The 25535-nt window shown below is 73.0% G+C and carries 22 protein-coding genes; 11 read left to right on the top strand and 11 right to left on the bottom strand.

Features of this window, described 5'->3' with window-relative positions; all coding sequences use genetic code 11:
• The first annotated feature begins 19 nt into the window (after nt 1-19).
• From ISP_RS20365 to ISP_RS20340, 6 genes are all read left to right on the top strand, one after another.
• Entirely contained in the window at nt 20-229 is a 210-nt protein-coding gene (locus ISP_RS20365; RefSeq protein ID WP_013225696.1) for a hypothetical protein, read from the top strand.
• Nucleotides 226-1119, top strand: coding sequence for an acyl-CoA thioesterase (locus ISP_RS20360; protein ID WP_013225695.1), 894 nt, complete (start codon nt 226-228; stop codon nt 1117-1119). Before ISP_RS20365 ends, ISP_RS20360 begins: the two co-directional genes overlap by 4 nt.
• A gap of 76 nt (nt 1120-1195) precedes the next feature.
• Nucleotides 1196-2566, top strand: a complete 1371-nt coding sequence (locus ISP_RS20355) for an MmgE/PrpD family protein (protein WP_013225694.1) — start codon at nt 1196-1198, stop codon at nt 2564-2566.
• Nucleotides 2563-3711, top strand: coding sequence for an acyl-CoA dehydrogenase family protein (locus tag ISP_RS20350; protein ID WP_013225693.1), 1149 nt, complete (start codon nt 2563-2565; stop codon nt 3709-3711). The genes ISP_RS20355 and ISP_RS20350 overlap by 4 nt, the downstream gene beginning before the upstream one ends.
• Nucleotides 3708-5777, top strand: coding sequence for an acetate--CoA ligase family protein (locus ISP_RS20345; RefSeq protein ID WP_013225692.1), 2070 nt, complete (start codon nt 3708-3710; stop codon nt 5775-5777). The genes ISP_RS20350 and ISP_RS20345 overlap by 4 nt, the downstream gene beginning before the upstream one ends.
• Entirely contained in the window at nt 5774-7207 is a 1434-nt protein-coding gene (locus tag ISP_RS20340; protein ID WP_013225691.1) for an NAD-dependent succinate-semialdehyde dehydrogenase, read from the top strand. The genes ISP_RS20345 and ISP_RS20340 overlap by 4 nt, the downstream gene beginning before the upstream one ends.
• A gap of 3 nt (nt 7208-7210) precedes the next feature.
• On the opposite strand, the gene ISP_RS20335 is transcribed toward ISP_RS20340, so the two are convergent.
• From ISP_RS20335 to ISP_RS20325, 3 genes are read right to left on the bottom strand one after another with little or no spacing between them, the layout of a single operon-like run.
• A complete protein-coding gene (locus tag ISP_RS20335) occupies nt 7211-8071 on the bottom strand; it encodes an NAD(P)-dependent oxidoreductase (RefSeq protein WP_230468865.1) in 861 nt (286 codons plus the stop codon).
• A complete protein-coding gene (locus ISP_RS20330) occupies nt 8068-8898 on the bottom strand; it encodes an N-acyl homoserine lactonase family protein (protein WP_013225689.1) in 831 nt (276 codons plus the stop codon). The genes ISP_RS20335 and ISP_RS20330 overlap by 4 nt, the downstream gene beginning before the upstream one ends.
• A complete protein-coding gene (locus tag ISP_RS20325) occupies nt 8895-9869 on the bottom strand; it encodes an NAD(P)H-dependent flavin oxidoreductase (protein ID WP_013225688.1) in 975 nt (324 codons plus the stop codon). Before ISP_RS20325 ends, ISP_RS20330 begins: the two co-directional genes overlap by 4 nt.
• 105 nt (nt 9870-9974) lie before the next feature.
• Between ISP_RS20325 and ISP_RS20320 the strand changes: the two genes are divergently transcribed.
• The gene (locus tag ISP_RS20320) at nt 9975-11147 is read left to right on the top strand and encodes a thiolase family protein (RefSeq protein ID WP_013225687.1); all 1173 of its coding nucleotides are present in this window, start codon (nt 9975-9977) and stop codon (nt 11145-11147) included.
• Nucleotides 11147-12295 carry a CaiB/BaiF CoA transferase family protein gene (locus ISP_RS20315; RefSeq protein ID WP_013225686.1) on the top strand — a complete coding sequence of 383 codons (1149 nt, stop codon included), beginning with the start codon at nt 11147-11149 and terminating at the stop codon, nt 12293-12295. Before ISP_RS20320 ends, ISP_RS20315 begins: the two co-directional genes overlap by 1 nt.
• Nucleotides 12296-12395: 100 nt before the next feature.
• Here the strand turns inward: ISP_RS20315 and ISP_RS20310 are convergent, their stop codons facing one another.
• The 6 genes from ISP_RS20310 to ISP_RS20285 all read right to left on the bottom strand — a co-directional run bounded on the left by ISP_RS20310 (nt 12396) and on the right by ISP_RS20285 (nt 18487).
• Nucleotides 12396-13619: an HNH endonuclease signature motif containing protein gene (locus tag ISP_RS20310; protein WP_013225685.1), complete on the bottom strand. Its 1224-nt coding sequence runs from the start codon at nt 13617-13619 to the stop codon at nt 12396-12398.
• A 105-nt stretch (nt 13620-13724) separates the two neighbouring features.
• Nucleotides 13725-15182 (bottom strand): aldehyde dehydrogenase family protein, encoded by a 1458-nt coding sequence (locus ISP_RS20305; protein WP_013225684.1) that lies wholly within the window; start codon nt 15180-15182, stop codon nt 13725-13727.
• A gap of 26 nt (nt 15183-15208) precedes the next feature.
• Nucleotides 15209-16324 carry an acyl-CoA dehydrogenase family protein gene (locus tag ISP_RS20300; protein ID WP_013225683.1) on the bottom strand — a complete coding sequence of 372 codons (1116 nt, stop codon included), beginning with the start codon at nt 16322-16324 and terminating at the stop codon, nt 15209-15211.
• 19 nt (nt 16325-16343) lie between these two features.
• On the bottom strand, nt 16344-17120 hold the full coding sequence (locus tag ISP_RS20295; protein ID WP_013225682.1) for an enoyl-CoA hydratase/isomerase family protein: 777 nt from the start codon (nt 17118-17120) through the stop codon (nt 16344-16346).
• A 1-nt stretch (nt 17121) separates the two neighbouring features.
• Nucleotides 17122-17619 (bottom strand): MaoC family dehydratase, encoded by a 498-nt coding sequence (locus ISP_RS20290; protein WP_230468864.1) that lies wholly within the window; start codon nt 17617-17619, stop codon nt 17122-17124.
• A gap of 22 nt (nt 17620-17641) precedes the next feature.
• Nucleotides 17642-18487, bottom strand: coding sequence for an acyl-CoA thioesterase (locus tag ISP_RS20285; RefSeq protein ID WP_013225680.1), 846 nt, complete (start codon nt 18485-18487; stop codon nt 17642-17644).
• 73 nt (nt 18488-18560) lie between these two features.
• Between ISP_RS20285 and ISP_RS20280 the strand changes: the two genes are divergently transcribed.
• The 3 genes from ISP_RS20280 to ISP_RS20270 are packed head-to-tail and all read left to right on the top strand — an operon-like array spanning nt 18561 to nt 22113.
• Nucleotides 18561-20027, top strand: a complete 1467-nt coding sequence (locus tag ISP_RS20280) for a class I adenylate-forming enzyme family protein (RefSeq protein ID WP_013225679.1) — start codon at nt 18561-18563, stop codon at nt 20025-20027.
• 35 nt (nt 20028-20062) lie between these two features.
• Complete coding sequence (locus ISP_RS20275) at nt 20063-21295, top strand: acyl-CoA dehydrogenase family protein (RefSeq protein ID WP_013225678.1); 1233 nt, start codon at nt 20063-20065, stop codon at nt 21293-21295.
• Nucleotides 21292-22113, top strand: coding sequence for an enoyl-CoA hydratase-related protein (locus tag ISP_RS20270; RefSeq protein WP_013225677.1), 822 nt, complete (start codon nt 21292-21294; stop codon nt 22111-22113). The genes ISP_RS20275 and ISP_RS20270 overlap by 4 nt, the downstream gene beginning before the upstream one ends.
• Nucleotides 22114-22125: 12 nt before the next feature.
• Here the strand turns inward: ISP_RS20270 and ISP_RS20265 are convergent, their stop codons facing one another.
• A complete protein-coding gene (locus ISP_RS20265) occupies nt 22126-22854 on the bottom strand; it encodes an ABC transporter ATP-binding protein (protein ID WP_013225676.1) in 729 nt (242 codons plus the stop codon).
• Nucleotides 22851-25535 (bottom strand): branched-chain amino acid ABC transporter permease/ATP-binding protein, encoded by a 2685-nt coding sequence (locus tag ISP_RS20260; RefSeq protein ID WP_013225675.1) that lies wholly within the window; start codon nt 25533-25535, stop codon nt 22851-22853. The genes ISP_RS20265 and ISP_RS20260 overlap by 4 nt, the downstream gene beginning before the upstream one ends.

Below are 25535 nucleotides of genomic sequence, written 5' to 3'. Positions count from 1 at the left end.
CGCAAGGGAGCGCCGCGAGATGAGTGACGACAACGTCCTGTACGACTCCCCGACCGAGTTCCTGCACGAAGTGGCCGAGAAATCGGGTCACTGCGTGGCCCAGTCCGTGATCCCGCTGGAGGACGGCTCCTACGTGTGCGCGTGCTCGTGCGAGCGGTGGGAGGTGGTCGCGCCCAGCCGCCAGGAGGGGTTGCGGCTGGCCCGCGCGCACACCGGCTCGGCCCCGTGACCGGCACGTCCGCGTGGACCGACCGGCCGGCGCCCGGCCCAGCGCACGCCGCGTTGCTCGAGCTGACCGGCGAGATCCTCGACCTCGAGCACCTCGAAGTGGACCTGTTCCGCGGCCGGAGCCCGCGCCACGCCACGCTGCGGGTGTTCGGCGGCCAGGTCGCCGGGCAGGCCCTGGTGGCCGCCGGGCGCACCGTCGTCGGGAACCGGCCGGTGCACAGCCTGCACGGCTACTTCGTGCGGCCGGGCCGGCCCGCGAGCCCGATCGTCTACCGGGTCGGCCGGATCCGGGACGGCCGCTCGTTCACCACCCGCCGGGTGGACGCGCTGCAGAACGGCGAAACGATCTTCACGATGTCGGCGAGCTTCCACGTCGACGAGCCGGGCCTGACCCACCAGGACACCATGCCGGCCGCGCCGCCGCCGGAGTCGCTGCCGACGTCCCGGGAGGCGTTCCTGCGCGCCGGGCGGGACATCCCGGTCAACATGCTGCCGTTCGACCTGCGCCGGGCCGGCGCCTGGCAGGCCGGCCCGGAACCGGAACGCAGCACGCAGGTCTGGCTGCGGGCGGCCGACGTCGTCGGCGACGATCCCCTGCTGCACGCCTGCCTGCTGACCTACGCCAGCGACTTGACGCTGCTCAGCGGCGTCACCTCCGCCCACCGGCTGGAGCCGTTCGGCGAGCACGACAGCCAGGTCGCGATGGCCAGCCTGGATCACGCGGTCTGGTTCCACCGGCCGTTCCGGGTGGACGACTGGCTGCTGTTCGACCAGGACTCCCCGACCGCCGGCGGCGGCCGCGGACTGGCCCGCGGCCGTTTCTTCGACCGCGACGGCCGGCACGTGGCCAGCGCGGTCCAGGAAGGACTCGTCCGCGTCCGTCCGCGATAGCCCGCTTCCGGTGGCCGTGCCTCTACTATATAGTTAGATAAATTGACTCTTTCTCTAGCTGAGGACGGCCTCCGAAGTGCGTGACGGTTCCGGCGCGACGGCGCAGCTCGCCGAGTGGGTGCACGGCATGCAGACGGCGACCCTGGACGCCGCCGTCGCTCATCAGGTCAGCCGGCTGGTGCTGGACTGCCTCGGTGCCGCGATCGCCGGTTCGGCGACCGAGGTGGCCGGGGCGGTCCGCGACCTGGTGGCCGGGATGTATCCCGGTGATCACGCGTCGGTGATCGGCGGCGGCCGCGCGTCGGCCGCCGGTGCGGCGCTGGCCAACGGCACCGCCGCGCACGCCCTCGACATCGACGACGGCTACACCCCCGGCTCGGTGCACCCGAGCGCGCCGGCCGTGCCCGCCGTCCTGGCGGCGGCGCAGCACACCGGCGCCCCCGCCGAGACGGTGCTGCGCGCGGTCGCCGCGGCCGTGGAGGTGACCTGCCGGGTCGCCCGATCCGCGCATCCGGCGACGCGCGAGGCGGGGTTCCACAACACCGCGCTGGCCGGGGTCCTCGGCGCCGCGGCGGGTGTGTCGGTGGTGCTCGGCCTCGACCGCGCGGAAGTCGCGTCGGCGCTGGGCGTCGCGGGTTCGCACTCCGGCGGCCTGTTCGAGTTCCTGGGCAGCGGAGCCGAGGTCAAGCGGCTGCACGCCGGGAAGGCGGCCCGGGACGGCCTGCTGTCCGCCCACTTCGCCCGGCTCGGCGTGACCGGCCCAGCCACCGTCTTGGAAGGCACCAACGGCTATTTCCGCGCGTTCGCCGGCGGCGCGTGGCGCCCGGGCGCCCTGCTCGACGGGCTCGGCGAACACTGGGCGTTGCGGGACACCTACGTCAAGGTCCACGCCTGCTGCCGGCACCTGCACGGCGCGATCGACGCGCTGCTGGACCTGCGCGCCGAGCACGACCTCAGCGGCGTGACGGCGGTGCGCGTCGAGACCTACGCGATCGCGGCGGGCCACGCGCACACGACGTTCGACAGCCACCTCGACGCGCAGATGAGCCTGCCCTACGCCGTGGCGGTGACCCTGCTCGACGGAAAGGCCGGGCTGGCGCAGTTCGATGCGGCCCACCGCGCGTCCCCCGCGGTGGCCGAGCTCGCGGCGCTGGTCGAGGTCGTGGCCGAGGCCGGTTTGGACGCTCGTTACCCGGCCGAGCGCCCGGCCCGGGTCACGGTCCACCGCGCCGGGCGGCCGCCGCTGTGCCGGGAGGTGGGCCAGCCCCGGGGCGAGCCGAGCCGGCCCCTCGACGACGACGAACTCACCGCCAAGTTCCGGCTGCTCGCCGATCCCGTCGTCGGACCGCACCGCGCGGCGCGGATCGCCGCGGCCGTGTGGGCGTTCGACGACGTCACCGCCGTCTTGGGCGAGCTTGCGGACCAGCAGGAAGGGAAGACCCGATGACCACCAGCACCGAGGACCGGACGGCGTTCGCCGAGTCGATCCGGGCGTTCGCCCGCGACCGGCTGGCGGCCGGCGCCCTCGAACGAGCGCACGCCCCCGGCTACCCGTGGGAGGTCGCGGAACTCCTTGCGCAGCAAGGCTTGCTGGGCCTCACCGTGCCGGAAGAGGACGGCGGCCAAGGCGCCACCCTGCTCGACGCGGTGCTCGCCATCCAGGAGATCGGCCTCGTCTGCCCGAAGAGCGCCGACGTCGTGCAGGCGGGCAACTTCGGGGCGCTGCGGACCTTCGCCGAGTACGCCACCGACGACCAGAAGGCGCGGTTCCTGCCCGGCTTCCTGGCCGGCAAGTCGTTGCTCGGGCTGGCGATGAGCGAGCCGGAGGCGGGCTCGGCGGTCACCGACCTGACCACGAGCGCCGAGCGGGACGGCGATTCCTACGTCGTCGACGGCACCAAGATCTGGTCGACGCACAGTGTCGAGGCGAACGTGTTCCTCGTCTACGTCCGCTTCGGCCCCGGGGTCGGCGGCATCGGCTCGGTCCTGGTCGAACGCGGGACCCCCGGCCTGGAGATCGGCAAGCCGTCGGAGTACATGAGCGGCGAGCAGTGGGCCCCGCTGTACTTCGACGGCTGCCGCATCCCCGCGGAGAACGTGCTGCTCGGGCCCGGTGGCTTCAAGAAGCAGATCAGCGGGTTCAACGTCGAGCGCCTCGGCAACGCGGCGCGCTCGCTCACCCTCGGCAGGCTCGCGTTCACCATCGCTCGCGACCACGTCCTCCAGCGCGAGCAGTTCGGCCGCACCCTCGCGGACTTCCAGGGCATCCAGTGGAAGTTCGCCGACATGGCGGTCGCCCTCGACGGCGCGCAGCTGCTCCTGGACCGGGCCGCGGCCAACGCGGCGCAGGGGCTGCCGTCCGCCTACGAGACCTCGGTCGCCAAGCTGGCGGCCAACCAGGCCGGGTTCCAGGCCGCCGACCAGGCCCTGCAGGTGATGGGGGCGATGGGCTACAGCACTGAGACGCTCGTCGAGTACTGCTTCCGGCGCACGCGGGGCTGGATGATCGCCGGCGGCTCCCTGGAGGTCCTGCGCAACCGGATCGCCGAGGACGTGCTGGGCCGCCGGTTCAGCCAGCGGGCCCCGAAGTGACGGCCGATCTCGCCGCCGCCCTGTTCACGCCGCGCAGCGTGGCACTGGTCGGCGCGTCCGCGGACCCGGCCAAGGCGTCCTCGCGGCCGCTGCGCTTCCTGCGGCGCAGCGGGTTCGCCGGCGCCGTCTACCCGGTCAACCGCCGGGCCGGCACGATCGACGGCGAGCCGGCCTTCCCGTCGCTCGACGCCCTGCCCGAGGTGCCCGACCACGCGTTCCTCATGACGCCGACGGCGGCCACCGTCGAGGCCGTCGGCCAGTGCGGGCGCCTGGGCGTGCCGGTGGTGACCGTCCTGTCCGGCGGGTTCGCCGAGGCCGGTCCGGAGGGCGCCGCCCGGCAGCGGGAACTCGCCGCCGTGGCCGCGGAATCCGGGATCCGCGTCCTCGGGCCGAGCAGCCTCGGCCTGGTCAACACCCGCACCGGGCTGACCCTCACCGCCAACGCGGCGTTCGCCGAGCCGGACCTCCCGCGCGGCGGGATCTTCGTCGCCTCGCACTCCGGGAGCCTCATCGGCGCGCTGCTGTCCCGCGGGGCCGCGTGCGGCGCGGCCTTCTCCCACCTGGTGTCCGTCGGCGGCGAGGTGGACCTCGGGATCGGCGAGATCTGCGGTGCGGCGGTGGCCGATCCGGACGTCACCGGCTTCCTGCTGTTCCTGGAAAACCTGCGGCACGCCGACCGCCTGCGCGCCTTCGCCCGCGAAGCGGCCGCGCACGGGAAACCGGTGCTGGCCTACAAACTCGGCCGCTCCCGCACCGCGGCGGAGCTGGCGGTTTCGCACACGGGTTCACTCGCGGGCGAGGACGACGTCGCCGCGGCCTTCCTCGCCGACTGCGGGATCGCCCGCGCGCACACCCTCGACGGCCTGCTGGAAGGGCTCCCGCTGCTCGCCAGGACCCCGGTGCGCACCGGGACGACCCCGCGGGTCGGGGTGGTCACGACCACCGGGGGCGGCGCCGCGATGGTCGTCGACCAGCTCGGCGTGCTCGGCGTCGAAGTGGCCGGACCTTCACCGGCCACTCTCGTCCGGCTGGCCGAGGCAGGTGCACCCGCCGCACCCGGCGCGATCGTCGACCTGACGCTGGCCGGTACCCGCTACGCCGTGATGGCCGCGGCGCTGGACGTCCTGCACGCCAGTGGCGAGTTCGACCTCGTCGTCGCGGTGGTCGGGTCGTCGGCCCGGTTCGAACCCGAGGTCGCGGTCCGCCCGATCGTCGACCGCGCCGACCGCGGTGGGCTGGCGGCGTTCCTGGTGCCGCACGCGCCCGAGGCGCTGGCCATGCTCGCCGACGCCGGCGTGCCCGCGTTCCGCACCCCGGAATCGTGCGCCGACGCGATCGCCGCGGCACTCGGCCGTCGTCCCCCGCGCGCGGTGCCGCCTCCTCCCCCCGCCGGGCCCGGACCGACGCGTCCGCTCGACGAGGCCGCGTCCTACGCGGTGCTGGCCGAGCTGGGGGTCGTCGCCGCGCCGCACCGGGTGGTGCCCGTCGACGACGTCGAAACGACCGGGCTGGAGTTCCCGGTCGCGGTCAAGGCGCTCTCCTCCGCACTCGGGCACAAGAGCGACGTCGGCGGCGTAGTGCTGGGGGTGGAGACACCGGCCGGCGTCGGTGAGGCAGCCCGCGAGATCCAGGCCGCGGTGGCCGGACGCGGCGGCGTCGAGATCTCCGACGTGCTGGTGCAGTCGATGGCGGACGGCCTCGGCGAGGTGCTCGTCGGGTACCGCGTCGACGCGGGAGTGGGACCGCTCGTGCTGGTCGCCGCCGGCGGCGTGCTCACCGAGGTCTACGCCGACCGCAGCCTCCGGCCGGCGCCGGTCGACCTCGACACCGTGCGCCGGATGCTCGCCGAGGTGAAGGGCCTCGCAGCGCTGCGGGGCCACCGTGGAGCGCAGCCCGGCGATCTCGACGCACTGGCCCGGCTGGTCGTGGCCGTGTCGGAGCTGGCCGGGCGCGCCGACGTCGCCGAGGCCGAAATCAATCCCGTGCTCGTGCGCCCGGCGGGCGAAGGCGTGGTCGCCCTCGACGCCGTCGTGCGGCTGTTCGAACGTCCCGCAGGAGAACCATGAGCTCGCACCCCGAACCCCGGATGCTCGTCGACGGCCGCTGGACCCGCGGTTCCGGGCGGGAGACCCGCCCGGTCGAGAATCCGGTTACCGGCGAAATCCTCACCGAATTGCCCGTCGCCACCATCGAGGATCTCGACGAGGCACTGGACGCCGCGCGCCGGGCGTTCCCCGGCTGGCGCCGGACCTCGCCGGTCGAGCGGAGCCGCGTGCTGCGCGAGGGCGCCCGGCTGATCCGCGAGCGGGCCGGTGACGTCGCCATGGTCATCACGCTGGAGCTGGGCAAGCCGCTGGCCGAGTCCCGCGCCGAGGTGCTGCTGGCCGCCGAGCACCTCGAGTGGGCGGCCGAGGAGGCCCGGCGCGGCTACGGCCGGGTCATCCCGGCCCGGGACCCGGACACCCTGCAGCACACCGTGCTCGAGCCCGTCGGTGTGGTGGCCGCGTTCGCGCCGTGGAACGCACCCGCGGTGACCCCGTCGCGCAAGATCGGTGGCGCGCTGGCCGCCGGCTGCTCGATGATCCTCAAACCGGCCGAAGAGACCCCGACGGCGGCGCTGATGATGGCGGCGGCCCTGCAGGAAGCCGGGCTGCCCGACGGCGTGCTGAACGTGGTCTTCGGCGATCCGCCGATGATCGGGCGGCACCTGGTGACCTCGCCGATCGTGCAAGCGGTGACCTTCACCGGATCCACCGCGGTCGGCGCCGAGCTGCACGCGCTGGGCGCGCCGTCGATGACCCGGATGACCATGGAGCTCGGCGGCCACGCCCCGGTGCTGGTGCTCGCCGACGCCGACGTGGCGACGGTCGCCCGCTCGGCCGTCCCGGCCTGCTACCGCAACTCCGGCCAGGTGTGCACTTCCCCGACGCAGTTCCTCGTCCACACGGACGTCTACGACCGGTTCCTGACCGCGTTCGTCGACGCGGTCCGCGCCCGCAAGGTCGGCGACGGGCTGGCCGACGGTGTCCAAATGGGACCCGTCGCGACCGGACGGCGGCTCCAAGCCTTGACCGAAATGACCGCCGACGCCCGGGCCCGTGGTGCCGTTGTGGAGACCGGCGGAGAGCGGATCGGCGACATCGGGTGGTTCTTCGCCCCGACCGTGCTGACGTCGGTCCCGCCGGACTCGCTCGCGGGCTCGGTCGAGCCGTTCGGCCCGCTCAAGACCGTGACCCCGTTCGACGACCTCGACGCAGCACTGGCCGAGGCCAACCGGCTGCCCTTCGGGCTGGCGTCCTACGCGTGGACCCACGACTCCCGCGCGGCGGCCCGCATCGCCGGCGAGCTGGAAGCCGGGTCGGTGGCGCTCAACAGCTGGCGGCCGTCCCTGCCGGAAACCCCGTTCGGCGGGTTCCACCTCAGCGGCGTCGGCACCGAGGGCGGTGCCGAGGGCCTGCGCGGCTTCCAGCGGATCAAGTACGTGAGCCGCAGCTGAGCGCTACTGCCCGGCCCACTCCTGGTAGACCTTGAGCACGGCGACGACGTCCTCGTTGCCGAGCCCCTTGGCCCGCGCCATCTCGAAGATCTGGTGCACGGTGGCGGCCACCGGCGTCACGTAACCGCTCTCGTGGGCCAGTTCCAGCCCGAGCCGGATGTCCTTCTCCCCCAGCGATACCGCGAACCGGGCGTGGTAGTCGTCGGCCAGGGCGTAGGGCCACCGCTTGAGGAAGTGGAACGAGCGCCCGCCGGAGCGGCTGAGCACGTCGAACAGCTCGTGCCGGTCCAGTCCGAGCCGGACGCCGAGGGTGAACGCCTCCGCGGCCACCACGATGCTGCCCATCGCCATCAGGTTGTTGAGCAGCTTGACCGTCTTGCCGTGGCCGACCGCGCCGACGTGCTCGATCGTGCCGAGCGCCGCCAAGACCGGCCGGGCTCGTTCGAGCGCGTCGTCGTCCGCCCCGACGAGCTGGACGAGCTTGCCCGCGAGAGCTTCCCCGGGGCCGCCGCTGACCGGGCAGTCGACCACCGCGACCCCGTGCGGCGCGGCGGCCTCCGCGATCGCTTTCACCGTGTCCGGCAACGTCGTGCTCAGCTCCACCAGGACGCGGCCCGCCCAGCTCTTCAGCACGCCGCTCCCGAGCACCACGTCGGTGACGATCCGGTCGTTGGGCAGGCTGGTGATGATCACGTCAGCCGCGCCGGCGTCCTCCGGCGAGCAGGCGGTCGCGCCCAGCTCGACGAGCCGGGCCACGGCGGCCGGATCGACGTCGTGCACGAGTGTGGGGAACCCTTCGGCGCGCAGCCGCCGGGCGACCGCACCGCCCATCGTGCCCAGGCCGACCACCGCTGTCCGCATCATAGTTTCTCCACTTCGGGTTCGAGGGGACCCGCGGTCAGTTCGACCGCGGTGCCGGCCAGGTGCGGGCCGGCCACGGGGTAGCGCGTCAGGACGGCCGGGTCGTGGCCCGGCACGATGTGCGCCGCCGGGCCGGCCAGCTCGCGCAGCCGGTCGAACGCCGCGTGCGCGCCGCTCACCGACTCCAGCGCCGAGTACGGCCGGTCCGCGGCGAGGTTGGCGTAGTAGTGGGCGGCGTCGGAGGCGAGCACGACCACGCCGTGCCCGGTCACCACCCGCACCACCTGCATGCCCGCGGTGTGCCCGCCGACGTGGTGCAGCGACAGCCCCGGCGCGATCGTGACGTCGCCGTCGACCCACCGGACGCGGCCGTCGAGGTTCAGCGCGGCCACGGCGGTGATGTCCTGGCTCATCACGACCCGGCGGAACGAGGGGCGCCGCGCGTTCGGCCCCATCCAGAAGGCCATTTCCCGCTGCTGCAGCCAGAACCGCGCCCGGGGAAACCGGCCGAGCTCGCCGCAGTGGTCGAAGTGCAGGTGGGTGAGCACCACATCGGACAGTTCTTCGGGTGCGACGCCCAGCGCGCGCACGGCGTCCAGGGGATCTCCGCGCAGGCAGTCCTCCCGGTCGCGCAGCCGGGCCACCTCGCAGCCGAAGCCGGTGTCGACCAGGAACCCCCCGGCCGGGCCGGTGACCAGCCAGAGGTAGTAGGCCATCGCGCGCGGCTCGTCGGACGGCGTGGCGTGGAGGAAGACCTCGTCGGCCGCCACCCCTTCGCGCTCGGCGTAGCGGATGGCGAAGACCCGCCAATCCCGCTCCGGCGCGGTCATCGCGAGACCAGCGCGGGCAGGCCGGCTTCCATCAGCTTCTCGGCCTCGTCGACGATCCGGTCGACCAGCTCCCCCACCGTGGGGATGTCGTCGATCAGGCCCTGCGCGCAGCCGGCCGTCCAGATCCCGGCGTCGAGGTCGCCGGTGCGGAAGACCTCCCGGCCGCGCACCCCGGCGACCAGGTCCCGGATGTCGGCGAACTCCGCACCCTCGTCCAGCATCCGCACCACCTCGACGCTGATCTTGTTGCGCGCCACCCGCGCGGTGTTGCGCAGCGGCCGGAAGATCAGCTCGGTGTTGCGTTCGTCACCGTCCACAATGGCCTGCTTGACGCGGTCGTGCACCGGGGCCTCGGCGGTGCACAGGAAACGGGTGCCCATGTTGATGCCGTCCGCGCCGAGCGCGAGCGCCGCGACCAGCCCGCGGCCGTCGGCGAAGCCGCCCGAGGCGATCACCGGGATGTCCAGGCGCCGGGCCGCCGCCGGGATGAGCACGAGGCCGGGAATGTCGTCCTCACCCGGGTGGCCGCCGCACTCGAACCCGTCGATGCTGACGCCGTCGACGCCAACGGCCTGCGCCTTCACCGCGTGCCGCACGCTGGTGCACTTGTGCAGCACCTTGATCCCCGCCTCGCGGAAGTGCGGCAGGTGCGGGGCCGGGTTGGAGCCGGCGGTCTCCACGATCCGCACGCCGGACTCGATGATGGCGGCGCGGTACTCCGCGTAGGGCGGCGGCTTGATGCTCGGCAGGATCGTGAGGTTGACGCCGAAGGGCTGATCGGTCAGCTCGCGGCAGCGCTCGATCTCGCGGAGGAGTTCCTCGGGCGTGGGCTGGGTGAGCGCGGTGATCAGCCCGAGGGCGCCGGCGTTCGCGACGGCGGCGACGAGCGGAGCGGTGCCCACCCACTGCATCCCACCCTGCACGATCGGGTGGCGGACGCCGAATGCTTCGGTGAAGCGCGTCTCGATCATCGGTCTTCCTCTCCGGCGGCGGTGCCCGGCTTCCAGCTTATCAGTTAGATAGTTATTCTGATTGCTATCATCTACCTCAAGTACTCGAACTCACGGAGGTGCCCAGTGGTCGTCATCGTCGAAGCGGTCCGGTCGGCGGTCGGGAAGCGGCGCGGCACCCTGTCCGGCTACCGCGCCCCCGAATTGCTCGGCGACGTGCTCGCCGCGCTGTTCGACCGGACCGGCCTGGACCCGGCCCTGGTGGGCCAGGTCGTCGGCGGGTGCGTCGGCCAGGTGGGCCAGCAGGGCGGCAACGTCGCCCGCAACGCCTGGCTGGGGGCGGGCCTGCCGCTGGAGGTGCCGGCCAGCACGGTGACCGTCCAGTGCGGATCGTCCCAGCAGGCGACCACCCTGGCCCACGCGCTGGTGGCCGGCGGCCTGGTGGACATCGCCGTCGCGTGCGGCGTCGAATCGATGAGCCAGGTGCCGATGGGGTCCAGCTCGATCACCGAGCTCGGCGACAGCCGCGGCGGCCGGTACGTCGAGCACTGGGAGGCCACCACCCAGTTCGAGGCGGCCGAGCGGATCGCCGAGCGCTGGGACATCGATCGCACCGCGCTGGACGCCTTCGCGACGCAGTCCCAGCAACGGGCGGCCCACGCGATCGCCGGGGGCCGCTTCCGCGACCAGATCGTGTCGATCACCGTGCCGGTCACCGACGAGCACGGCGTCAAGACCGGCACGAAGACCTTCGACACCGACGAGTGCCCGCGTCCGACGAGCCTGGAGGTGCTGGGCACGCTCAAGCCCAACCTGCCCGGCCGCACCCCGGCCCGCCACACGGCGGGAACGTCGTCGCAGATCGCCGACGGTGCCTCCGCGGTGCTCATGATGACCGAGGAGCGCGCCGCGGAGCTGGGTCTGCGGCCGCGCGCCCGGATCGTGGACTCCGTGCTGGCGGGCAGCGATCCCGAGCTGATGCTGACCGGGCCGATCCCGGCCACGCGCCGGCTGCTGGAGCGCACCAGGCTCACCCTGGCCGACATCGACCTGGTCGAGATCAACGAGGCGTTCGCCTCGGTGGTGCTCGCCTGGCAGCGGGAAACCGGGGTGGACCCCGCCCGCGTCAACCCCAACGGCGGCGCGATCGCGCTCGGCCACCCCCTGGGCGGCACCGGCGGGATCCTGCTCACCAAGGCGCTGCACGAGCTCGAGCGCACCGGCGCCCGCCGCGCGCTGATCACGATGTGCTGCGGCGGCGGTCTCGGCACCGGCACGCTGATCGAGCGGCTCGGCTGATGCCCGGACCGCTCGACGGGATCCGCGTCCTGGAGATCGCCGCACTCGGCCCGGCGCCCTACGCGGCCATGATGCTCGCCGACATGGGCGCCGACGTCCTCCGCGTCGACCGGCCGGTGTCCACCCTCGCGGGCGACCCGGCCAAGGCCGTGCTCAACCGGGGCCGCCGATCGGTGGTCGTGGACCTGAAGGCCCCTGGCGGCGCGGACGCGGTGCTGCGGCTGGCCGAGCGCGCCGACGTGCTCGTCGAGGGCTTCCGGCCCGGCGTCATGGAGCGGCTCGGCCTCGGGCCGGAGGTGTGCCTGGACCGCAACCCGCGCCTGGTCTACGGCCGGATGACCGGCTGGGGCCAGCACGGCCCGCTGGCTCCGGCCGCCGGCCACGACCTCAACTACCTCGCGCTTTCCGGCGCTCTACGGCTGTTCTCGCGGCGCGGGCAGCTCCCGGCCACTCCGCCGGGCCTGGTGGCCGACTTCGGTGGGGGCGGGCTGATGCTGGCGTTCGGCGTCGTCTGCGCCCTGCTGGAGCGGTCCCGCTCCGGCCTCGGCCAGGCGATCGACGCGGCGATGATCGACGGCGTCGCCTCGCTCACGGCGATGGTCCACGGCTTCCTCGCCCAGGACCGCTGGGTGGACGAGGTGGGCGTCAACTTCTCCGACGGCGGCTCCCCGCACTACGAGGTCCACGAAACCGCGGACGGCCGGTTCGTGGCGGTCGCGGCGGCCGAGCCGCGGTTCTACGCGGAGTTCCTGGAGCGGCTCGGTCTCGATCCGCGAGAGGTGCCCGACCGCGACGACCCGGCGCAGCGACCGGCCCTGCGCGAGCTGATCGCGGGTGTCCTGCGCACCCGCACCCGCGACGAGTGGGAGAAGGAGTTCGACGGCACCGACGCGTGTGTCACACCGGTACTGAGCCTCACCGAGGCGACGACCCATCCGCACAACCAGGCACGAGAAGTGTTCACGACGGCGTTCGGCGTGGTCCAGCCGGCTCCGGCACCCCGGTTGGCGCGCACGCCGGGCGCGATCGCCGGTCCGCCGCCGCGCCCGGGCCAGGGATCAGAGGAGGCTCTGCTCGATTGGGGGTTGTCGGCGGCCGAGATCGCTCGGCTGCGCGCGGACGGGGTCGTCGGCGCCGAACCGGCCTGATCCTGCCCCGACCGGCACGGAGACGCCTCGTGGCGGGGTATCCGAGGCATGCCGGTCTGTGCTTCGGATACCCCATCGGGTTGGCTTGATGCCGGCCGTGTCACGCGGCTTGCTGTTGTGGTGGGTCGTGGGCGTTGTTGCGCACCGGTTGTCGCTGCGGATCGAGCCACGCGGGTGGGATCCAGTAGACGACCCCGTGTCGCAGTTCGATGCCCCAGCCACCATGGTGGATCAGCCGATGGCACCGCTCGCACACCAACGCGAGATCGTTGATATTGGTCTCGCCACCCTGGGCGGCCCAGAAAACGATGTGATGTGGTGTGGTCCACTTCGGGCCCCGCGGGCACCCCGGCCTCGTGCACCCGCGGTCCCGGATCACCAGCGCCCGCCGCTGCGCCGCGGTCGCAGTCCGCGCGGCCCGACCCAGATCCAGCACCTGGCCTTCCCCGCCCAGCACCGCCGGATAGATCTTCGCGTCGCACAGCAGCCTCCGCAGCTGGGACACGGTCAGCTGCTCGCCATCGTCGAGAGCGATCAGCCCGGCTTCGCGCTGCAGGTCCGCGTACGGGATGGTCACGGTGGCGACCGCGCGTTCCCCGGCCCGGACCGGCAGGTCGGCGGCGCGCGCCGCGAGGTCGAAGATCGCCGCGACCGCATCTCCCTGCCGCTCTGCGGCCGTGCGGGGGTCGGGCTCGCCGTGCTCGTCTGCCGGGTCCGGCTTGGCCAGCGGCACGAACAGTTGCTCGGCCAGCCGTCCGGCCTCGGCATCGAAGGCGCCGGAGAACTTCATCCGGCCATCGCGGGTCCAGGTGTAGCGAAACTCCCGTCGCGGCCGCGCCAGCTCGCCTTCGCGGTCCCGGGGCGCCTTGCCCTCGATGTCCCAGTAGTCGATGATGCGCTGCCCGGCCTTGTGCACGGTGGCCGGGGTCGCTTGGCGCGCCAGCTCCACCAACGTCCGCTCATGCGCGGTCACCTGCTCCGCGCTGACGGTGGGCGGGGCCTGCTGGAGCACCTTCGCGATCGCCGCCGCGTGCTTCGCACCGATCTCTCCCGCAGCGAGCGCCGCTCGTAGCCCCGGCAGCCCGGCGGTGGCGATCGCCACCCGTTCCCGGGCGTCGTCCCAGGAGATCCGCTGCGCCCCGACCAGGAATGCCGCGGTGTCCCGGAACCCGGTCGACGGCCCGAGGCCACGCCGGTCGGCTTCGGCCACCAGATCCAGGTGCGCTGCGTAGGCGGCGCGCATGGCTTTCTCGGACGCGCAGAGCGCCGCGGCCAGCTCCCCATCGGAAAGCTGCCACGCTGCGGTCTGCCCGGTCTCGGCCATATCTCCACGCTACCGAACACTCGTTCGAAAGAACATCACTCGATAGTGCCGTCCACAGTGGACAAAGGAGTCTCCGGCCCCCACGACGAACCGCAGCAGGAGCGGTTACGCCGGGGTCGCGATGGTCTTCGCCTGGAGGTACTCCCGAAACCCGTCCTCGCCGTGCTCGCGGCCGACGCCGCTGATGCCGTAGCCACCGAACGGCGTGTCCGGCGACAGGTAGAACGACGGGCCGACGTTGACGGTCCCCGCCTTCATGCGGTGCGCCAGCCGCAGAGCTCGGTCCGGGTCGCGAGTCTGGATGTAGGACGACAACCCGTAACGAGAATTGTTGGCGACCCGCACCGCTTCGTCGTCGTCTCCGTCGTAGCGCACCACGGTCAGCACCGGGCCGAAGACCTCGGTCTGCGCCAGCTCGGCGTTCTCGTCGACGTCGGCGACCACCGTCGGCTCGTACCAGAAGCCCCTCGGCGAGCCGCCGCGGCGGCCGCCGACGAGGACCCGGGCGCCCGCGTCGCGCGCGCGGTCCACCAGCCCCTCCATCCGGGCGAGCTGGGCGGCGTTGATGATCGGCCCGACGAACGTCGCCGGATCCGTGGGGTCGCCCCAGGGCAGCGCCCCGACCGCGGCGGTCAGCGCGTCGAGCACCTCGTCGTAGCGCGAAGCGTGGACGACCAGCCGGGTCGCGAGCGCGCAGCCCTGCCCGCTGTTCGACATGCACATGCCGACCGTCATCGGCATCGCCACGGCGAGGTCGGCGTCGTCGAGGATGATGTTGGCGGACTTGCCGCCCAGTTCCAGGCAGACCTTGCGGATGCCGACGGCGCCGCGCTCGTAGATCCGCTGCCCGACGGCGGGCGAGCCGGTGAAGTGGAACATGTCCACCCGCTGGTCACCGGTCAGCGCCTCGCCGGCGATCGCCTTGTCCCGCGAGCTGATCACGTTCAGCACGCCGGGCGGCAGGTCGGTCCGCTCGTGCGCGATCCGGGCGATGAAGGCGCCGGTCAACGGCGTGTCCGGCGCCGTCTTGAGCACGATGGTGTTGCCGGTGGCCAGCGCGTGCTGGATCTTCCAGAGGTCGGTCATGAACGGCGCGTTCCACGGCGTGATCGCCCCGACGACCCCGTACGGCTCATAGCGGACGTGACGGTTGCTCCGCGGTCCGACCCCCTGGTGCGGGCCGAAGCCGCGCTCCCACGGGAAGCGCCCGATCAGGTCGTTGAAGAACGACATGTCCTCGATCATCACGTCGATGTGCGCGGCGATGTTCGACACCGGGGTCCCGGCTTCGGCGATCTGGATCGACGCGGCCGCCGCGCGTTCCTCGCGCAGCGCGTCCTGCAACTGGCGCAGGACGCGCTCGCGGAAGGCGTGCTCGGTGGGCCACGACGTCTCGTCGGCGGCCCGCCGGGCGGCGCCGACCGCGGCGGCGACGTCCTCGGGCTGCCCGTCGGCCGCGGTGCCGGCCGGCGACTCGTCGGCCGGGTTCAGGACCTCGAACCGGCCGCCGCCCGCCGCCTCGCGGAACTCGCCGTCGATGTACAGCCGTCCCTCGGGTGTCATGGGTTTCCTCCGGAATCCGGGTCGGCTCAGATGCCGATGCGCTGGGCGAGCTGCTCGCGGTGGTGGTCCGCACCGCCGAGGAACAGAGCGCTGTTCTTCGCTCTCTTGAAGTACAGGTGGGCGGGGTGTTCCCAGGTGTAGCCGATCCCCCCGTGGATCTGGATGTTCTCCCCCGCGGTGAACTGGTAGGCGTCGGAGCAGAACGCCTTGGTCAGGCTCGCCACCGCCGGGAGGTCCGGTGCCTGCGTCGATGCCGCCCACAGCGCGTAGTAGACGGCGGCCCGGGCGGCCTCGACCTCCATCAGCATGGTGGCGCACTTGTGCTTGATCGCCTGGAACGAGCCGATCGGCCGGCCGAACTGCTCCCGCACGCCGGCGTAGGACACCGCCATCTCCAGCGTCCGCTGCGCACCCCCCAGCATCTCGGCGCTCACCGCGATGGCGGTCAGGTCCAGCATCCGGTCCACGGCCGCCCACCCACCGGCGATCAGCCGGGCCGGAGTGTCCGCGCAGGTCAGCCGCCCCTGCTTGCGGGTCTGGTCCAGCACAGGCAACGGCTGCCGCTCGAGCCCCGCGGCGCCGGGCTCCACGGCGAACACGCCGAACGCGCCGGCCTCCGCATCGACCCGCGCGATCACCAGGACGAGATCGGCACTCATCAGGTCCAGCACGAACGACTTGTGCCCGTCGAGGACCCACCCCGCCCCGGCCGGCCGGGCCTGCATGGCGACGCCTTCGCGCGTCCAGTGCCCGCTGTCTTCGGCCAGGGCGACCGTGCCGATCCGCCGCCCCTCGGCCAGCGCGGGCAGGTAGTCGCTCTTCGCCCCCTCGTCGTCCGTGGCCAGCAGCAACGTCGTGGCCATGACCACGGAGGCGAGGAACGGGGTCACCGTCAGGGCCCGGCCCAGTTCCTCCAGCACGATGCCGAGCTCCACGAAGGTGTAGCCGGCGCCGCCGTACTCCTCCGGCACGGCCAGGCCGGCGAGCCCGAGCTCACCGCACATCTTCGTCCACATCGGACGGTCGTGGCCCCGGTCGTCGGCCATCAGGCGCCGCACGAGGGGTTCCGGCGAGAAGTCCGTCAGGAATTCCCGCACGACCGAGCGCAGGTCCTCCTGCTCCTTGTCCAGCGCGAACCGCACCGCTGACCTCCGGGTCGTCTCAGGGCTTGCGGGCGGACCGCGCGCGGAACGCCTCGGGAACGGCGCGGAATTCCGCGGTGTCGTGCGACTGGCTCTCGGCGGCCAGCCCGTAGCCGAGCACCGAGACCGCCGCCTGCCGCACCCACTGGTTGAGCACGGCCTTGGTGTCCTGGACCGCCTGCGGGGGCAGCGCGGCGAGCCGGTGGGCGAACGCGAGCGCCTCCGGCATGAGCGACTCGGCGGGCACGACCCGGTTGGCGAGGCCGAGCTCGACAGCGGTCGCCGCGGGCACCCGGTCCCCGGTCAGCAGGAACTCCTTGGCGCGCAACAGGCTGACGTGCAGCGGCCAGGTCGCCGCCGCGCCGTCGCCGGCGACCAGCGCCACCGTGACGTGCGGATCGGCGAGGAAGGCGTGCTCGGCGATGAAGACCATGTCGCAGGCGGTCACCAGCGTCGCCCCCAGGCCGACGGCCGGGCCGTTGACCGCCGCGACCACCGGCAGGTGCAGGCCGACCAGCTCGTCGAACAGGCGGCGGCCGATGCGCAGGGTCTGCCGCCGCTCCTCCAGGTCGTTCGCGTGCCGTTCGAACGTCTCCAGGTCGCCGCCCGCGCTGAACGCCCGGCCGGCGCCGGTCAGCACGACCGCACGGGCCTCGCGGTCGAGGCTCAGGCCGGCCAGCACCCGGGGCAGCGCGTGGTGCAGCTCGGTGTCGAACGCGTTGAGCGAGTCCGGCCGGTTGAGGGTCAGCACCCGGACCGGCCCGTCGGCGGTGACCAGGACGGCGTCGTCGGCCATCTCACGCCCCCGTCTCGGCGAAGTCGGCGCCGCGGATGAGCCGGACCGGCCGGTACACCGCGACCTCCTCGCCGCGCTGGTTCCGGATGGAACAGCGGCTGGTGACGACCCCGCGCCCCGGCTTGCTGGACGGGCGCGACTCGATCGTCCGGACCACGACGTGCAGCGTGTCGCCGACGTAGGTGGGCTCCGCGATGTCGAAATCCAGGTGGACCAGGGCCAGCCCGGTGCCGTGCAGCGCGTTGGTCTGCAGCACAAGCCCCTCGGCGAACATGTAGACCAGCCCGCCCGGGACCAGCCGGCCCGAGTAGCCGCCCGCCTTCGCGTGCCCCGCGTCGTAGAACAACGGCTCGGTGAACCCGCCGAGCGCGACGAAGTTGACCAGGTCCGTCTCGGTGATGGTGCGGGCCGAGGTCCGGAAGACCCCGCCCACCGGCATCCTGTCCCAGGTCAGCCCGGCGGCCAGCAGGGGTGCTTCGCCCTCGTCGGTCACATCCATCTCCTTAAATAGCTAACCTATTTTACTCTTTATACTCTCCTGGGATCGCGGACGCGAGCCCCTCCTGCGCGAGACTGGACACGAGTTCGCCTTCGCGGGTGAAGACCTGGGCCTGCGCGAGGCCGCGGCCGTCGCAGGCGCGCGGGGAGCGCTGCACCACCAGGTGCCACTCGTCCACCCGGAACGGCCGGTGGAACCAGGCCGTGTGGTTCAAGGAGGTCATCAGCCAGCTCTTGCGCGCGGTGCGCTCGTGCGGCAGCCGGATGGAGGCGACCAGCGTCAGGTCGCTGGCGTAGAGCCACAAACAGGCGTGCAACGCGGGATCGTTCGCCACCGGGGCGGTCGTGCGGCACCACAGCGCCCGGGTGCCGGCGACGTCCCGGCCGCGGACCGGCACCGGCCGCAGGTCGAACGACCGTTCACCGGCCAGCCACCGGGGCCACACCGCCTGCGCCTCGGTCCAGCCCCGCAGGCCGCCGAGCTCTTCCGGCGCCGGGACCGGCGGCATCGGGTCGTGGTGCTCGAACGCCGTGGCGCCGAGGTGGAACGAGAACATCGCCGTGAAGATCACCTTGCCCGCCTGCTCGATGTCGACCCGCCGCAGGGAGAAGGCGCGTCCGTCGCGCAGCCGGTCGACGCGGATCCACAGCGGTTCCGCGGGATCGCCGGGCCGCAGGTAGGTCGCCTGCGTGACGTGCACCGCCCGGTCGGCGGAGACCGTGAGCTGCGCGGCCGCCAACGCCCGCGCGGCGGCCTCGCCGCCGAACATCCGGCCCGGCTCGCCGGACGGCAGTGCCGTGAAGACGTCCGCATCGACCCGCTGCAGGTCCACCAGCAGCATCAGCCGATCGGTGAGTGATCCGTTCACCAGGACTCCGCTCCTTTGCCGCGAATCAGTTAACTGATATAGATAATATTACCCCCTACGTGCGGAGGACGGGATGACGGTGCAAGCGTCCGGGACGCCGGCGTGGATCGATCTTGTGGCACAGGCACTGGAAACCGGCCGCGACCGCGTGCTGCTCACCGCCGCCGACCAGCCCGGCACCCGCTGGACGGGCGCCGAGCTGACCCGGCGGATCGGCGGCGCGACGGCTCTGCTCGACCAGACCGGCTGCCCTCCGGGAACCGTCGTCCCGGCACTGATGACAACCCGGCCCGAGGCGATGGCGATGGTCGTCGCCGGTGCGGCGACCGGGCGCCCGCTCGCCCCGCTGTCGCCCCGGCTCACCGTCGCCGAACTCGCGGACTGCCTGGCGGACCTCGACTGCCCGATCCTGCTGAGCGAGCCCGGCTCGGCCGACATCGGCCGCGCACTGGCGCGGCGGTGCGGCCGGAGGTCCGTGGTGGTCGGCGACCTCCCGCGCGCGGACGCGCCCGCGCTGACCGCCGCCGCCGAGCACACGGCGTTCGTGCTGCACACCTCCGGCACCACCGGCCGTCCCCGGCGGGTCGACGTCCGCCAGGACCGGCTCGGCGCCCGGGCGATCGTCAACGCCCGGCTGACGCGGCTGGACACCGGGAGCGTCTACAGCGCGAGCTCGCCGTTCCACCACATCGGCGGACTGGGCGCCTTCGCCGTCGCGCTGGCCGCCGGCGCCGAGATCGTCGCGTTCCCCCGGTTCACCGTCGACGCCTGGCAGAGCCTGGAACGCCTGGGCGTCACCCACGCCCAAGCCGTCCCGGCGATGATCGAGATGCTGCTGCGCGCGGACGCCTTCGCGCTGCCCAGCCTGCGCCTGCTCCAGTACGGCGCGTCCCCGATCCACCCCGCCACCCTGCGCCGGGCGCTGGCCGCGATGCCCGGCGTCGCGTTCGTGAACCTCTTCGGGCAGACCGAAGGCGCTCCGCTGACCTGCCTGTCGCCGGAGGACCACGAGCGCGCGGCCGCGGGCGACGAGGAACTGCTCGACTCGGTCGGCCGTCCGGTCGAGGAAGTCGAGCTGATCATCCACGAGCCGGACGAATCCGGCGTCGGCGAGGTCCGGGCGCGCGGCGCACACCTGTTCGCGCCCGGCCCCGACGGCTGGCTGCACACCGGCGACCTCGGCCGGCTCGACGAGCGCGGCTACCTGCACCTGGTGGGCCGCAAGGGCGACCTGATCATCCGCGGCGGCGAGAACGTCCACCCCCTGGAAGTCGAGCAGACGCTCGCCCGGCACGACGCCGTCGAGGAAGCCGCAGTGGTCGGCGTGCCCGACGAGCGGGTCGGCGAGGCCGTGATGGCGTTCATCGTGCCCCGCGACCCGTCGGCGCCGCCCGAGCCGGCCGAGCTGCGGGCGTTCGCGCGGACGACGCTGGCCGGCTTCAAGGTGCCCGAACGCTGGGAGTTCGTCGCCGCCCTCCCCCGCAACCCGAACGGCAAGGTCCGGCGGCGGGATCTCCCGCTCCCGCGATCAATACAGTAAACTTATTTAGATTATTACGGTCGAAGGAGGCGTGCATGGACCTGAGCTACCCACCCGAGGTGCAGGGCTTCCGGGAAGAAGTGCGGGCGTTCATCGCCGCGAACGTGCCCGCGGGCTGGCGAGGTCTCGGCGCGCTGGACACCGACGAGGCCAAGGCCTTCGTCGAGCAGTGGCGCCGGGTGCTGGCCGCGCGCGGCTACCTGGCTCCCGCCTGGCCGGTCGAATACGGCGGTGGCGGGCTGGACCGGCTGCGGCAGGTGGTCCTCGTCGAGGAACTGGCCGCGGCCGGGCTGCCGGCGAGCGGCTCGCAGGACGTCTTCGGCATCAAGATGATCGGCAACCTGCTGCTGCGGCACGGCACCGAGGAGCAGAAGCGGTACTTCCTGCCCCGCATCATCAGCGGCGAGGACCGGTGGTGCCAGGGCTTCTCCGAGCCCGGGGCCGGCTCCGACCTGGCCGCCCTGCGCACCCGCGCCGTCCTGACCGGCGGCGAATGGGTCATCGACGGGCAGAAGGTGTGGACTTCCCAGGCGCGCAGCGCGGACTGGATCTTCCTGCTGGCCCGCACCGACCCCGCCGCCGTCCGTCATCGCGGCCTCACGATGCTGCTGGTCCCGCTGGACCAGCCCGGGGTGGACATCCGCCCGATCACCATGATCACCGGGGACACCGGCTTCAACGAAGTCTTCTTCACCGGCGTCCGCACCGCCGAAGCCAACGTCGTCGGCGAAGCCGGAAACGGCTGGACCGTGGCGATGAGCCTGCTGGGGCTGGAGCGCGGCGACGAGGCGGCCACCAACCCGATCATGTTCCGCGCCGAGATCGACCGCCTGATCGAGCTGGCGCGCGAACGCGGTGTCGCCGGCGACCCGGTCGTCCGGCAGCGGCTGGCCCGCTGCTACAGCCGCGCCGAAATCATGCGGCACCTGGGAAACCGGGTCCTGACCCGGTGGCTGCGGGGCGAGCCGACCGGCACCGAGGCGTCGGTGTCCAAGCTGTACTGGAGTGAGCACCACCGGGCGGTGACCGAACTGGCCATGGACATCCTCGGCCCGGAGGCCATGGTGCCGACGGGACGCGGCCCGCTGCGTCACTACCGCACCGACGACCCCGGCGCCCCGAACTCGACCGCGTCCTGGTCCACGGTGTGGCTGCACGCGGTGTCCGGCACGATCTACGCCGGCACCTCGGAAGTGCAGCGCAACATCCTGGCCGAGACGGCACTGGGCATGCCCCGCGAACCCCGGCCCGACAGGAGCACCCGATGACCGAGATCGTCACCCGGACCGTGGCCGACGGGGTCGCGGTGCTGACCCTGAACCGGCCGGACCGGCACAACGCGTGGTCCGTCGAGCTGGAAAACCGGTACTACGCAAGGCTTCGCGACGCCGAAGCCGATCCGGACGTCCGGGTCGTCGTGGTCACCGGCGCGGGCCGCAGCTTCTGCCCGGGGATGGACACCGCCGCGCTCGCCGACCAGGTGGCCACCGGCGTCTCGACCAACCCCCACCTCCGGCAGCCGATGACCACGCCGACGACCATCGCCAAACCGGTGATCGCCGCGATCAACGGCGCCTGCGCCGGGATCGGCCTGATCGCCGCGCTCAACTGCGACCTGCGGTTCGTCTCCGCCACGGCCAAGCTGACCACGGCGTTCGTCCAGCGCGGGATCATGGCCGAGCACGGGCTGGCCTGGACCCTCCCCCGGCTGATCGGCACGTCCCGCGCCCTGGACCTGCTGCTGTCGGGCCGGGTCGTGCTCGGGGACGAAGCCGTCGCGCTCGGGCTGGCGGACCGGGTCTTCCCGGCCGGCGAGCTGCTGCCCAAGACGCTCGAGTACGCGAAGTCCCTGGCTGCGAACAGCTCCCCGGTCGCCATGGGGACGATCAAGCGGCAGGTCTACGCGAGCTGGGAGAGCTCGCTCGAGGAGTCCCGCGTGACGGCGATCCGGTTCTGGATGGGCCACCTGCGGGGCCACCCCGACTTCAAGGAAGGCGTCGAAAGCTTCCTCGAAAAGCGGCCGCCGCTGTTCGCACCGTGGGACCCGGCCACGCCCGCCGAGCCCGATCCCCTGCCGGGGTCCTGACTCCGCGGCCGGTCAGGCCACCGGCCCGCCGAGGTAGGAGCCGAACAGGTCGGAGTTCAGCAGGTCCGCGGCCGGACCGCCGTGCACGATCCGGCCGCGCCGCAGGACGTACGCGGTGCTCGCCAGCGCGAGCGCCCGCCGGGCGAACTGGTCGACGATCAGCAGCGCGGCGCCGTCGTCGGCGCGTTGCCGCAGGAACTCGAAGATCTCGTCGACGATGATCGGCGCGAGCCCCAGCGACGCCTCGTCGACGAGCACCAGGCCGGGACTGCGCACGTGGGCGGCCGCCATCGCCAGCATCTGCTGCTGCCCGCCGCTGAGCGTGCCGGCCTGCTGGCCCAGGCGCCGGCCCAGGATCGGGAACGCGGCCACCGCCCGCTCGAGCGCGTCGTCCTCCTGACCGGCGGCGGCCTGCAGGACGAGGTTCTCCCGGACGGTCAGCCCGCGGAAGACGCCCCGGCCCTCCGGAACGTGGCACAGCCCGCGCGCGAACCGCCGGTGGGCCCGCTCGCGGGTGACCTCACGCCCCGCGATCCGGATCGTCCCGGAGCGCACCGGCAGCAGGCCGGACACCGCGCGCAGCACCGTGGTCTTGCCCGCGCCGTTCGGGCCGAGCAGGGCGACGACCGAACCGGCGGGCACGGTGAAGCTCACCTCCCGCAGGACCGCGGTCGGCCCGTAACCCGCCGAGACGCCCTCGACCTCCAGGGCCGGCGCGTCGAGTGTGCTGTTCACGGTCATCGGGACTCCAGGGTCGGGGCCAGGTCGTCCGAGCCCAGGTAGGCGGCCTGCACGGCCGGGCTCGCCGAGACCTCGGCCGGGGTGCCGTGGAAGAGCAGGCGCCCGAAGTCGAGGACGTAGATGTCGGCACAGATCCGCATCACCAGGGCGATGTCGTGCTCGACGAGCAGGACGCCCACGCCCCGGTCCTCGACGACCCGCCGCAGGATCTCCCCGAAGCGCTCGGTCTCGTCGTGGTCCAGGCCGGACGACGGCTCGTCGAGCAGCAGGACGTCGAACGGGCCGGCCAGGCAGCGGGCCAGCTCGACGAGCCGGCGTTGCCCGGTCGAGAGCGCTCCGGCCTGCTCCCGCGCCAGGTGGGTGATGCCGCACAGCTCCATCGCCGACCACGCCGCGGCCTCGGCCGCCTTCCGCTCCGCCGGGCGCGCCGCGAGCTGGGCGAGCAGCCCGGCCCCCGCTTGCGCGCATTCCCGGCCGAGTACGACATTTTGGGCCACGGTGAGCGTCTCGCAGAGCTCCATGCGCTGGAACGTGCGGCCGATCCCGCTGCGGCCGCGCCGGGCGGGCGGCATCCGCGTGACGTCGCGGTCGTGCAGCAGCACCTGGCCGCCGAACCGCCGGTTCAGGCCGCTGCAGGCGTCGAAGGTGGTGGTCTTGCCCGCGCCGTTGGGCCCGATCAGCCCGGTGATCCGGCCCAGCGGCGCGTCGAAGCTGAGGTTCTCGACCGCGACCAGCCCGCCGAACGAGACCGACAGACCGCGCACGGAGACCCCGGCGCCCCCGGAGACCACGTGGACCGGCGCCTCGGCGACGACCGGATCGCCGCGACGGCGTCCGCCGAGCCGGTCGAGCAGGACGCGCAGCCGCGGCGGCATCGGCGGCCCCCCGCCGCGCACGGCCACGAGCACGGCCGACACGCCGAACACGATCCCCAGCACCTCGGTGACCCCGTCGCCCGGGACGTAGCCGGGGATCACGTTGGTCAACGCGATCAGCGCGAACCACGGTTCGGCCAGCGGCGCCAGGCTCAGCTGCGCGAGCAGCTGCAGGGACGTGAAGGGCTGGAAGAACACGTCCGAACCGACCGCGAACCCCCGGGCGACGCCCAGCAGCGCCCCGGCGACACCGGCCAGGAAGGCCGACACGCAGAAGACGATCACCTTGGACACGGTGGTGCTCAGGCCCATCGAGGTGACCGCCGTCGGCGAGTCGGACATCCCCTGCAGGAGCCGGCCGAGCCGGCCCCGCTGGATCGTCACGAGCAGCACCGCGACCACCACCAGCACGGCCAGCACGACGTAGTAGAAGGCGCCGTCGTCCGGCGCGAAGTCCGGGCGCGGCATCGTGCGGCCCTGCGACAGCGACGTGAACATGTACGGCTCGTGGTAGAGCAGCTGCTGCACGAGGATGCCGAAGCCGAAGGTCGCCAGCGCCAGGAACAGGCCCGACAGCCGGATGGCGGGCAACGCGACGAGCGCGCCCACCGGGACCACGACCAATCCGCCCAGCAGGAGCGAAACCACCCACGGCAGGCCGAGGTCGACGGCGAACTGCGAGAAGGCCACCGCGCCGATCGCGGCGAACGCGGCGTGGCAGAGCGACACCTGGCCCGACGTGCGCACCAGCAGGCCCAGCGAAAGCAGCAGGACCGCGCCGATCAGCGCGGCGATCCAGTACGGCAGCGTGTCCGGGCCGACGACCGCCGGCAGCAGGACGAGGACGGCCAGCACGACCGCGCCCGCGACCAGCCGGACCCGGCCCGGCGCGCGGTAGGCCGGCGGTGGCCGTCTCTCCACAGTGGACGGCCGGACCAGCTTGCGCTTGGGCAGCACCAGCAGCGTCACGAAGAGCACGAGGAACGGCAGCGCGGACGGCAGCCCGCTCAGCCACGGCACGTCGAGGACGTAGTGCTGCGACACGGCCGAGGCGATACCGATCACCAGGCCGCCGGCGAAGGTCAGCGGGATGTTGCCGAACGCGCCGACCGCCGCCGCGCCGAAGGCCTGGACCACCAGGAAGGTCAGGCCCACCGCGTCCAGCCCGATGAGCGGCATGACCAGGACGCCGGACAGCGCGGTGAACGTCGACCCGATGACCCACGCGATCCGCCGCACCCGCCGGGGGTCGGTGGCCTGCATCGCCAGCAGGTCCGGATCGTCGACGACGGCGCGCATGGCCAGGCCGATCCGGGAGAACCGGAACATCGCGTACAGCGCCGCCACCGCGACCACGGCGATGGCCACGATGGTGACCTGGCCCCAGGTGACCACCGTGCCGAACAGGCGGAAGGTCGCCTGCCCGGCCGGCAGCCACTGGTCGACCTGAATGGTGTTGGCCCCGTAGCCCAGGGTCGCCAGCCCCTGCACCGCCAGGATGATGCCCACCGTGCCGACGATCTGCAGGGCGACGCGCTGCGGCGCCAGCCGGGCGGCGATGACCTCCATCAGCAACCCGATCACCGGGCCCGCGATGCCCACCGCCGCGATCAGCGCGAGCACCCAGGGCAGCCCGAGCCCGGTGTGCAGCGCGTAGAACACGTAAGCGGCGACGGTGGCGATGGCGCCGTGCCCGAAGTTGAAGATGCCCGATGACTTGTAGGTCAGCACCAGGCCCGTCCCGGCAAGGCCGTAGATCGCCCCGGCGGCGACCCCGGCGACGACGAAGGGCAGCAACTGCAGCAC

It is taken from the genome of Amycolatopsis mediterranei (assembly GCF_026017845.1).
Taxonomy (GTDB): domain Bacteria; phylum Actinomycetota; class Actinomycetes; order Mycobacteriales; family Pseudonocardiaceae; genus Amycolatopsis; species Amycolatopsis mediterranei.
Note: the sequence above shows the minus strand (reverse complement) of the source record. Positions and strands in the feature narration are given on the sequence as shown.

What these genes read in the sequence shown, in the direction of transcription:
- ISP_RS20295 (WP_013225682.1), bottom strand. Translation starts at nt 17,120, where the DNA reads ATGGCCGACGACGCCGTCCTGGTCACCGCCGACGGGCCGGTCCGGGTG.
- ISP_RS20280 (WP_013225679.1), top strand. Translation starts at nt 18,561, where the DNA reads ATGACGGTGCAAGCGTCCGGGACGCCGGCGTGGATCGATCTTGTGGCA.
- ISP_RS20270 (WP_013225677.1), top strand. Translation starts at nt 21,292, where the DNA reads ATGACCGAGATCGTCACCCGGACCGTGGCCGACGGGGTCGCGGTGCTG.
- ISP_RS20275 (WP_013225678.1), top strand. Translation starts at nt 20,063, where the DNA reads ATGGACCTGAGCTACCCACCCGAGGTGCAGGGCTTCCGGGAAGAAGTG.
- ISP_RS20335 (WP_230468865.1), bottom strand. Translation starts at nt 8,071, where the DNA reads ATGATGCGGACAGCGGTGGTCGGCCTGGGCACGATGGGCGGTGCGGTC.
- ISP_RS20325 (WP_013225688.1), bottom strand. Translation starts at nt 9,869, where the DNA reads ATGATCGAGACGCGCTTCACCGAAGCATTCGGCGTCCGCCACCCGATC.
- ISP_RS20365 (WP_013225696.1), top strand. Translation starts at nt 20, where the DNA reads ATGAGTGACGACAACGTCCTGTACGACTCCCCGACCGAGTTCCTGCAC.
- ISP_RS20265 (WP_013225676.1), bottom strand. Translation starts at nt 22,854, where the DNA reads ATGACCGTGAACAGCACACTCGACGCGCCGGCCCTGGAGGTCGAGGGC.
- ISP_RS20305 (WP_013225684.1), bottom strand. Translation starts at nt 15,182, where the DNA reads ATGACACCCGAGGGACGGCTGTACATCGACGGCGAGTTCCGCGAGGCG.
- ISP_RS20315 (WP_013225686.1), top strand. Translation starts at nt 11,147, where the DNA reads ATGCCCGGACCGCTCGACGGGATCCGCGTCCTGGAGATCGCCGCACTC.
- ISP_RS20290 (WP_230468864.1), bottom strand. Translation starts at nt 17,619, where the DNA reads ATGGATGTGACCGACGAGGGCGAAGCACCCCTGCTGGCCGCCGGGCTG.
- ISP_RS20350 (WP_013225693.1), top strand. Translation starts at nt 2,563, where the DNA reads ATGACCACCAGCACCGAGGACCGGACGGCGTTCGCCGAGTCGATCCGG.
- ISP_RS20330 (WP_013225689.1), bottom strand. Translation starts at nt 8,898, where the DNA reads ATGACCGCGCCGGAGCGGGATTGGCGGGTCTTCGCCATCCGCTACGCC.
- ISP_RS20340 (WP_013225691.1), top strand. Translation starts at nt 5,774, where the DNA reads ATGAGCTCGCACCCCGAACCCCGGATGCTCGTCGACGGCCGCTGGACC.
- ISP_RS20310 (WP_013225685.1), bottom strand. Translation starts at nt 13,619, where the DNA reads ATGGCCGAGACCGGGCAGACCGCAGCGTGGCAGCTTTCCGATGGGGAG.